The following is a 6234-nucleotide window of genomic DNA, read 5'->3' as shown; positions in this document are numbered from 1 at the left end:
CGGCGTCGGCTGGGCCGGCGGGTACGGCCAGCATGCCCGCGACCAGCGCGAGGACGCACAACCGGGACTTCCACAGGTTCATCGGGTGGCTCCTGAGGGGTTAGCGGCTCCTCATCGTGTTCCCACAAGGAGTCACACCCGTCAACAGATAAACAATCTTGGAACGATCCAAGTTTAGGAAACTTTCCTAACTCTCGCGGTGGGGGTTGCCGCGATACATCCGATGTGCAAACGGATGTGGACAGATATTTGCCGGAGATGTATGGGTGAAGCAGGCATGAGATCGGACCTGTGCTCGCCGCCGTTCGACAGGAGGACAAGATCATGCCGCTCAGAAACCGACATCGTGCGGTCGCTCTCGTCGCGACGGGATTACTGCTCATCCCGCCCGTCCCCGCGGCCGTGGCCCTCACCGCCACCCTGTACGAGGCGGAGGACGCGACGATCTCACAAGGGACGGTCGACTCCGACCATGCCGGGTACACCGGGACCGGGTTCGTCAACTACGACAACGCCGTGGGCTCGTCCGTGGAGTTCCAGGTCAATGCCGTGGGGAGTGGGGCGCATGCCCTGGTCTTCCGCTTCGCCAACGGCACGACCACCGACCGGTCGATGACCATCACGGTCAACGGCGTCGCCGTGTCCCAGTCGTTTCCCGGCACCGGCGCCTGGACGACTTGGCGGACCGCGACCGTCCGGGCCTCGCTCGACGCCGGCACGAACACTGTACGGGCCGCCGCCGCCACCGCAGCGGGCGGGCCGAACCTCGACTCGCTGACAGTGGACGACGACGCCCCGACCATTGACTGGTCCCGCGCCGTGGTCGACTCGACCATGGCCAGGTACACGCCGGGCACGCTGGGCGGCTGGAGCTACACCCGCGGCCTGTACCTTTGGGCCCAATACCTGGTGTGGCGGCGCACCGGCGAACCTCGCTACCTGAGCTACATCAAGGACTGGGCCGACCGGTTCGTGGACACCTCCGGCGGCATCTCCCAGAGCTTCAACAATCTGGACAGCATGCAGGCGGGCAACGTCCTGCTGGCCCTGTACCGGGAGACCGGCCAGGCCCGTTACCGGACCGCCGCCGCCAAGATCAGAACCAGGTTGAACACCTACCCGCGCACCTCCGACGGCGGCTGGTGGCACTCGACCTCCGACTCACGTCAGGGACAGCTCTGGGGCGACGGCGTGTACATGGTCGACCCGTTCCTGGCCAGATACGGATCCTGGGTCGAGGCCGACTCCTTCACCGGCGCGGAACCGGCCAGGCAGCTCGAGGTGTACTGGAGTCACCTGCGTCGAACGGACGGGACGGCGGCCGGACTGCTGTACCACGCCTACGACGAGCCCGGCGGCCTGACCGCGCCGTGGGTCAAACCGTCGATCGGCAACACGAACGGCGTCTCCTGGTGCCGGGCGATGGGCTGGTTCGGCATGGCCGTCGTCGACGTGCTGGACCTCGTCCCGGCCACCCATCCGCGCCGGGCGGCGCTCGTCGGCATCCTGCGCGACCTGGTCCCGGCCTACGCTCGCTGGCAGGATCCGGCGACCGGTCGCTGGTGGCAGGTGGTCACCGAGCCGTCGAACGCCGCCAACTGGACCGAGACGTCCTGCTCGGCGATGTACACGTACACGATCTCCAAGTCGGTCGAACGCGGGTACGTGGACGCCTCCTACCAGGTCAACGCCGACCGCGGATACCAGGGTGTGCTGGCCACGCTGTCGGTGGGCGGCGACGGCCGGACCAACATCGCGGACATCAGCGAGGGGACCAACGCGAGCGACTCCCTGAGCTATTACTTCGGCCGGGCCAGGCCGGTCAACGACTTCCACGGGCTGGGCGCGTTCCTCATCATGAACGAACAGGTGCGCCGCTGAGGACGCGTCGATCCGCAACGGATCGGCTCTGAGTAGCTTTCGAGCGCCTGTGCGGTGTCAAACGCCGATGCTGTTGCTGAGCTGGGCATTTGCAAGGCGGTCAGGCTACTCTGTGGTACTCGCTGATCAGTCCGGTGACAGTCCCTCGATGGTGGATTCGGGTGGTCATGTCGATCACTTCGCTGGGGTCGTGCGTCGGCGGGCGGAGCGAACGGCTCTGATGCGGGCGATGCTGGTTGAAATGGCGTTCATAGGCGGCCAGAACTGTACGCAGGTGCCGTTCACCATAGATGATCAGGTGGTCGAGGCATTCGCGTCGAAGTGTGCCGACGACTCGCTCGGCGAACGCGTTCGCCCGTGGCGAGCGCGGCGGAATCTTCAGGACGCGCACGTCCGCGCCGATGAGCACCTCGTCGAATGCTCTGCCGAACTTGCCGTCCCTGTCCCGGATCAGGAACCGGAACCTGTCGGCTCGCTCGCCCAGTCCCATCAGCAGATTGCGTGCCTGCTGCGCCGTCCAGGCGCCGGTTGGATTTGCCGTGGCACCGAGGATGTGCACGCGCCGTGTTTCGATCTCCATGACGAACAACACGTGCAGGCGCTTGAGGAACACCGTATCGACGTGGAGAAAGTCGCATGCCAGGATGCCGGAGGCTTGAGAGATGAGGAACTGGCGCCAGGTCGGTGAAGTCCGGCGCGGCGCGGGCCCCAATCCCGCCGCCGCCAGGATCCGGCGGACCGTCCCCTCTCCCACCCTGTAGCCAAGAGCGAGGAGCTCACCCTGGATGCGCCGATGTCACCAGCGTGGATTCTCCTGAGCCAATCGGACGATCAGATCGCGGATCTCTTCAGCGATCGGGGGCCGGCCCTGTTTGGCGGGGTAGGTCCACTTCTTCGTGACCAGCCTGCGATGCCAGGCCAGCAGCGTGCCGGGCGTTACGCTGCGATGCGGTCGAAGACGAGCGGGTAACAGCCCTCTTTGGAGGCACTGCCCCGTGCGAGCAGCACCAGCCAGCCGAACACCCTGACCACCAGCAGATACAGAAGGCGAAACAGCACGAGAGGCAAGCCTAGAAGACCAGGTCAGACCCGCTGCAGTCAGTTCTGGCACCGGACAGGGGTGACCGCGCATCCGACTGGGGCGTGGACGGTGCAGCAGGCCCGCAACTTGGTCATGGATCTGGGGAGCGCATCGCCAGGCCACGATTCTTGATCCATGACCGGGCCCCGCTCTTCACCGTCGCCCTTCGGGAGGTTTTCACAGCCAATGGGCTGCGGACCATCACCACACTGCCGCAGACGCCGAGGATGAACGCAATTTGCGAGCGGGCCATCGGCACCCTGCGCCGCGAACTCCTGGGCCGGACGCTGATCCTCAGCGAACGCCATCTGGCCCTCGTGCTCCGCGAGTACCTGAACCACTACAAGGGGCACCGGCCGCACCAGTCCCGGCGCCAACGGCCGCCAGACACCGCAACGCAGTCCGCCCGCGACGTAACCGAACTCAATGGCCTGCGATCCATCCGCCGAAGGCTCGTCGTCGCAGGCGTGATGAGCGAATACCACCACGCCGCTTAATCACAGCTCAGCCCACGAAACTTAATATTCGAGCGGCACACCTCGCGATGGTCGCAGTCGCTGCCCTGATCATGCAGCAAAACTCCAGCTCACAGTACGAAACCGTACTTCCGAGCGGATGCCGTGCTGATGGTGCGGTTCTTCCCGGACGAAAGCGTGCCGTCGGGTGCCGTGAGTTCCAAGGCGCCAACGCGCACAAAGTCACATACGGGACAGCAGTTCAGCCTTCCGTCGTGACCTGTTCGATCATGGGAGCTTGTACGGCGGCCAGCACGGCGGCGGCGAAGGGCAGCGAGTGATGCGTGGCTCCCCAGCCAATGCCGAACACCACGGAGGCGGGATCGTTGTTGGGGTTGGAGAGGGCCTGGTGCCCACGGATGCGCAGCCGCAATGACCCGCGAGCGTCCTCCAGTGCATTCCACTCGACGCCCTCGATCTCGGTGATCGGGTAACGCCGGTCACCTGCCGTGTACTTGGCCGGGGAAGCTCCGGACGCGAACCAGGTGAAGGTGACAGCCTGCCCGTCGAAGGCGGCCTCACCGTCCCATGCCTTGAAACGACGCGGCACCGAAGGACCGGCGATCAGGAACCGCTCAGCCGGACCGCGCTGGGACAGGGCCGCGCGCACCTCGTTGGCATACTGGTCGGCCAGCGTCTTCGTGGCGGCGGGCAGCACCAGCCGGTACGGATCGAGCGACTCCTGGAGCTGCCCCGTTGCCGCGGACATGACCGGATCGGCTCCCTCCCGGGGAACCACCCGCAACACCACCCTGCCGCGTGCACCAGGCTCCAGCATGACATCGGCCAGCGCGTCGTACGGCACGAACCGCTCTCCGAGCTCCATGCTCAGTTTCGACGCCTTACCCGGCTCAGGCGTGATGCGCAGCCCACCGTCCTCGAACTCCCACGCGCAACCTCGCCCCTTCAGTACGTCACCCATGCAAACAAGGATAGGTGCCCGAACACTGGTGGCTACGCAGACGGGCGACCACCGCGACGAGCCGGCCGGCCCTGCGCACGTCGCCGGCCACCACGTTCGGCGACGACGACTACGGCGACTTCTGCCGGCGCACTCTGGAGGAGCAGGAAGCGGTCGACCTGTCCAGGTCGCGGCGCTTCGAGCAATGGCATTCGCCGGTGAGGGTCTCCATGGCGGTCGACCGTGACCGCAGCATGGTGACGCACGGCCACCCCCTCCCATGTCGGTCGCCGAGATGATCGGTTCTGCGGCTGCCGAGAACTCCATCCATGCAGTTCAAGCCGCATATGAGTGGTCCGTGAAGGCTGCAGCCGAGGCTGTCTGCCAAATTTCCGACCTGATGTGAGAGACGATGGCCTGTCGTGGTCGGCAGGATGGCCGCGGGCGTGCTCGGTGCGTGCTCGTGCGCCCCGTAGCGTGCCGTCAGAACCCGGAACTGGTCGCCGTGGCGCCGGCGGGTGAGGCGGCCGTGAGAAGCGTGCTCGCTGAAACCGCCGCCATGGAAAGGGTGAGGGTTCGGCGGAATGCCTGCATGTGAGCCCCCTTCGGAGACAGTGAATTTCCTCACTTATGGTAATCGTTCGACTACTCTCGATCCAAGGCTCTGTCCGTAGGCTATGGCCGACGCCTCGCCCGGCGGCTTCACAGCCCTGATCCGCATCGCCGTGGCTCGCTGGGTCGCATGCGCGGACAGGGTGGCTCTCGATCTTGTGGTGGCCCCGAATGCCGGGGCGGCCGCGGGCGGGGAGGGGCGGGCGCCGGTCAGTGCGGGATGGTGTCCCGGTGAGTGGCCAGCCACGCGTCGAACGTCTGCAGTCGCGGATTGAGTTCACGCAGCAGGTCGAAGTCGATGAGCTCGGCGATGTCGGGGGCGGCCGCGATCAGGTACTGGAGCATGTTGCCGACCTCGCCCGCGCCCGGGAACCCCGCGGCCCGGATCATGTCGGGGCTGACCGCCTGGTACGTGACGGGCTCCCCGAGCGCCAGGCTCAGCGCGGCGGCGTACTGCGCGCCGGTGAGCACGGCCCCGGCGACGCTCACCCGCCTGCCGGCCATCCCGTTCCCCTGGCGGAAGATCCCCAGCGCGGTCCTGCCGACGTCCTCCGCGGCCTGCGCGGCCACCCCCGCCTCGCCGAACCCGAGCGGCAGCACCAGCGCGCCCGTCTCGTCACGCCGGGGCGCGAACATGTCCCGGAAGGCCTCGTAGTAGACGTTGGCCTGCAGGAAGGTGGTGGGCACGCCCGACTCCAGGAAGAACCGGTCGGCCTCGGCCTTGCCGTCGGCGTGCGGCACCTTGTACGTGCCCTCGAAGCTCGGCGTCCCGTCGTCCGGACGGAAGTAGCCGCGGGTGTCGGACAACGTGGACCAGACGAAATGCCGGACGCCGGCCTCCCGGCCCGCCCGCGCGGCGTTGCCGGCCTGCTCCCGCTCCTTGATGGTCGCGGGCCGTGCTCGCTCCTCCTCGGGCGTGCGCGACTCCCAGAAGTTGGTCACCACGAAGGCACCGTGGGCGCCGTCGAACGCCCTGCGCAGGCTGCCCGCGTCGTCGAGATCGGCCCCCACGACCTCGGCCCCCAGAGCGGCCAGCTCCTTGGCCCGCGCCGAACCCGGGTCCCGGGTCAGGGCCCGCGCGGCGAACCGCTCACTGCGGTCGTCGAGGATCGCGCGGACCAGCCCTCCTCCTTGCGCTCCGGTCGCGCCCACCACGGCGATGATCTGCTGCTCGCTCACAGAAACGGCCCCCTCATGTGCTCAGGTTGATGTATCAACCAGGCCACCATACAGCGCCAGGTTGA

At 67.0% G+C, this 6234-nt stretch carries 7 protein-coding genes; 3 read left to right on the top strand and 4 right to left on the bottom strand.

Going from position 1 to position 6234, the window contains the following annotated elements:
- The first annotated feature begins 324 nt into the window (after positions 1-324).
- Entirely contained in the window at positions 325-1881 is a 1557-nt protein-coding gene (locus tag ACIA8R_RS51950; protein ID WP_397045547.1) for a glycoside hydrolase family 88 protein, read from the top strand.
- Between the two features lie 100 nt (positions 1882-1981).
- On the opposite strand, the gene ACIA8R_RS51945 is transcribed toward ACIA8R_RS51950, so the two are convergent.
- Entirely contained in the window at positions 1982-2635 is a 654-nt protein-coding gene (locus ACIA8R_RS51945; RefSeq protein WP_397045545.1) for an integrase core domain-containing protein, read from the bottom strand.
- Positions 2636-2817: 182 nt separating this feature from the next.
- On the bottom strand, positions 2818-2940 hold the full coding sequence (locus tag ACIA8R_RS51940; protein ID WP_364099085.1) for a hypothetical protein: 123 nt from the start codon (positions 2938-2940) through the stop codon (positions 2818-2820).
- Between the two features lie 150 nt (positions 2941-3090).
- On the opposite strand from ACIA8R_RS51940, the gene ACIA8R_RS51935 reads away from it, so the two are divergent.
- Positions 3091-3459 (top strand): integrase core domain-containing protein, encoded by a 369-nt coding sequence (locus ACIA8R_RS51935; protein WP_397045543.1) that lies wholly within the window; start codon positions 3091-3093, stop codon positions 3457-3459.
- A 220-nt stretch (positions 3460-3679) separates the two neighbouring features.
- On the opposite strand, the gene ACIA8R_RS51930 is transcribed toward ACIA8R_RS51935, so the two are convergent.
- Entirely contained in the window at positions 3680-4399 is a 720-nt protein-coding gene (locus ACIA8R_RS51930; RefSeq protein ID WP_397045541.1) for a DUF4429 domain-containing protein, read from the bottom strand.
- 14 nt (positions 4400-4413) lie between these two features.
- Here ACIA8R_RS51930 and ACIA8R_RS51925 point away from each other — a divergent pair, with 14 nt between their 5' ends.
- Entirely contained in the window at positions 4414-4677 is a 264-nt protein-coding gene (locus tag ACIA8R_RS51925) for a hypothetical protein (protein ID WP_397045539.1), read from the top strand.
- 523 nt (positions 4678-5200) lie between these two features.
- Here the strand turns inward: ACIA8R_RS51925 and ACIA8R_RS51920 are convergent.
- A complete protein-coding gene (locus ACIA8R_RS51920) occupies positions 5201-6169 on the bottom strand; it encodes an NmrA/HSCARG family protein (protein WP_397045537.1) in 969 nt (322 codons plus the stop codon).
- Between the last annotated feature and the right edge of the window lie 65 nt (positions 6170-6234).

Origin of the sequence: Nonomuraea sp. NPDC051191 (assembly GCF_044455665.1) — a bacterium.
Classification (GTDB): domain Bacteria; phylum Actinomycetota; class Actinomycetes; order Streptosporangiales; family Streptosporangiaceae; genus Nonomuraea.
The sequence above is the reverse complement of the archived record's forward strand: the minus strand, read 5'-3'. Positions and strand labels throughout refer to the sequence as shown.

Bases quoted from the DNA above. Each gene is read 5' to 3' on its own strand.
- ACIA8R_RS51950 (WP_397045547.1), top strand. From the start codon at position 325: ATGCCGCTCAGAAACCGACATCGTGCGGTCGCTCTCGTCGCGACGGGA.
- ACIA8R_RS51930 (WP_397045541.1), bottom strand. From the start codon at position 4,399: ATGGGTGACGTACTGAAGGGGCGAGGTTGCGCGTGGGAGTTCGAGGAC.